This window comes from Desulfosporosinus sp. Tol-M2 (genome assembly GCF_059735615.1).
The window spans coordinates 1-2,161 of sequence record NZ_JCAIJG010000130.1 but is presented as its reverse complement, the minus strand read 5'-3'; the positions used below and the strand labels follow the sequence as shown (position 1 = coordinate 2,161).

Here is a 2,161-nt window from a genome sequence, read left to right as displayed (position 1 = left end):
GATTTGGCAAAAGAGTATGGAGCGGATAAAGATCGCTTTGAAAAAGATTCCTCGTTTTGCGTCCATTGTGGTCTCTGTGTAAGATACTGTGCCGAGGTCAAAAAGAAGAACGCGATAGTATTTGTGGACAAAGGAAAAACTCGGGAGATATGTTTTGTTCCGGAGGTAGCCTCCAAGGAGTGCTGGGAGTGCAAGGAATGTTTTCCGCTTTGCCCTACAGAGGCGCTGCAAGCGGCTTTCGTCTTATCCAGAGCGCTCGAGTCCTCCCTGGCTTAATGGAGACCGCGTCAGCGAAATAGGCAACTATCATTGCCCTTACGGGACGGAATCAAAATACGAGTACTCTAGATTAGTCAGCTGTTCAGGATACTGGTTGAAGCGGTCCGTCGCGTCGGACCGCATTCAGTTGGCATTACATTAATTATTTGAGGATCTATTTCTGAAAGTATCAAAAAGTATCAATTAGAGGGGAGTGAGAAGATAGAGCACACCATATTTAATCGGTAATAGACTTGTGAAAGGAATTTTGACTGCCAATGTCGACTTTGAACATTGGCTTGGCCCCGAATTTTTGTAAGGCTGTAGAAAACAAGACAATAAAGATGTGAACAGGAGGTATTATATGAGTTATGATTTTATCAAGGTAAATAATGTAGATGGAGTGATTTCCATAACCCTGGATAAACCGCCGCTAAATGTTTTGACTATTCCTATGATGAAGGAAATCGCCGATGCATTTGCGTGGGCCCAAGGGCAAACCGCTAAACTTATTCTCTTAAATGCAGAAGGCAAGGCCTTTTCAGCTGGTGTAGACGTTGCGGATCACACAGCTGATAAGGTGGACGAAATGATTAGTGTCTTTGATAGCATCTTCCATAATATGTATAATAATGACAAACCCATTGTGGCAGCCGTTAATGGTGCGGCTTTGGGCGGAGGATATGAGCTGGTGCTCTTCTGTGATATGGTTGTAGCTTCGGAAAAAGCGAAGTTCGGACAACCGGAAATAGCTGTCGGAGTATTTCCGCCCATAGCTTCCTACATGCTTCCCAAATTAACCTCTATGCCCCACGCTATGGAATTGCTTTTAGGAGGCGAGGTCTTCAATGCCGCCAAGGCTGATAAGTTGGGATTGGTGAATGCTGTACTGCCCGTTGATTCCTTTGACGAAGGTGTGAAGCAATTCGTCCAAAAGTTTATGGCAATGAGTCCATTAGTGCTGGCGTACACCAAAAAGGCTATCAAAGCCGGTCTGAATAAGGGTTTTGTTGAGGGACTAAAGGCGATTGATGATATTTACCTGAAGGAATTAATGCCTTCCGCGGATGCGGTAGAAGGGCTGAAAGCTTTTATGGAAAAGCGCCAACCAGTCTGGCAGGGTAAATAAAATTATTGCATGGTTGTTCTATGAGCGTCATAGATTAGGTAACTTTCGAAAACACAAAACTATGAATTTTGATAAATTAAGACATATAAGACATATTGGAGGGAAACTGATGAAACTTGCTGGAAAAGTAGCCTTAGTTACTGGTGCTAAGGATGGCATAGGTAAGGCTGTTGCTATGGCCTTTGCTAATGAAGGAGCAGATCTTGCTCTAGCTAGTCGTTCTATTACTCGCGAAGATGATGTCGTAAAGGAAATAGAAGCGCTTGGACGTAAAGTATGCGTAGCTAGTGTGGATATAGGAAACAAAGCATCAGTACTGGCAATGGTGGAAAAAGTTAAGCAGGAACTAGGGAAAATTGACATTTTAGTTAATAATGCCGGTTTAAGTAAACCCGCTATGATGCTCAAAATGACCGAAGAGCAGTGGGATGACATTATTAATATTGACTTGAAAGGGCCGTTCCTTTGCATGCAAGCTGTGGCAGGAGATATGAAGGCTCGCGGTTTTGGCCGAATCATTAATGTGACTTCATCAGCTGGGCTGCAAGGTACTATCGGACAAGTGAATTACTGCGCTGCCAAAGGCGGACTCGTTGCTTTGACAAAAGGTGTGGCACGGGAATTAGCTAAATATGGAGTTACTGCCAATGCCATCTCGCCTTTCGCTATTACAAAAATGACAGAAAAAATTTCTACTGATCCCGGCTTGAGTGCTACGTATTTGGCCAGGGTACCTATGGGTAGATTTGGGCAACCGGAGGAAATGGCCGGTGG

The 2,161-nt window shown here is 44.0% G+C and carries 3 protein-coding genes; all 3 read left to right on the top strand.

Going from position 1 to position 2,161, the window contains the following annotated elements; translation table 11 throughout:
* Positions 1 to 276 (top strand): 4Fe-4S dicluster domain-containing protein (locus AC6I5A_RS10600; RefSeq protein WP_034615502.1); only part of this gene is annotated, 276 nt, incomplete at its 5' end.
* 346 nt (positions 277 to 622) lie between these two features.
* Positions 623 to 1,387, top strand: coding sequence for an enoyl-CoA hydratase/isomerase family protein (locus AC6I5A_RS10595; protein ID WP_034615499.1), 765 nt, complete (start codon positions 623 to 625; stop codon positions 1,385 to 1,387).
* A 109-nt stretch (positions 1,388 to 1,496) separates the two neighbouring features.
* A partial coding sequence (locus AC6I5A_RS10590) for an SDR family NAD(P)-dependent oxidoreductase (RefSeq protein WP_034615496.1) occupies positions 1,497 to 2,161 on the top strand: 665 nt, incomplete at its 3' end.

Excerpts from the sequence above, each read along its gene's own strand:
- AC6I5A_RS10595 (WP_034615499.1), top strand. The coding sequence starts at position 623 with ATGAGTTATGATTTTATCAAGGTAAATAATGTAGATGGAGTGATTTCC.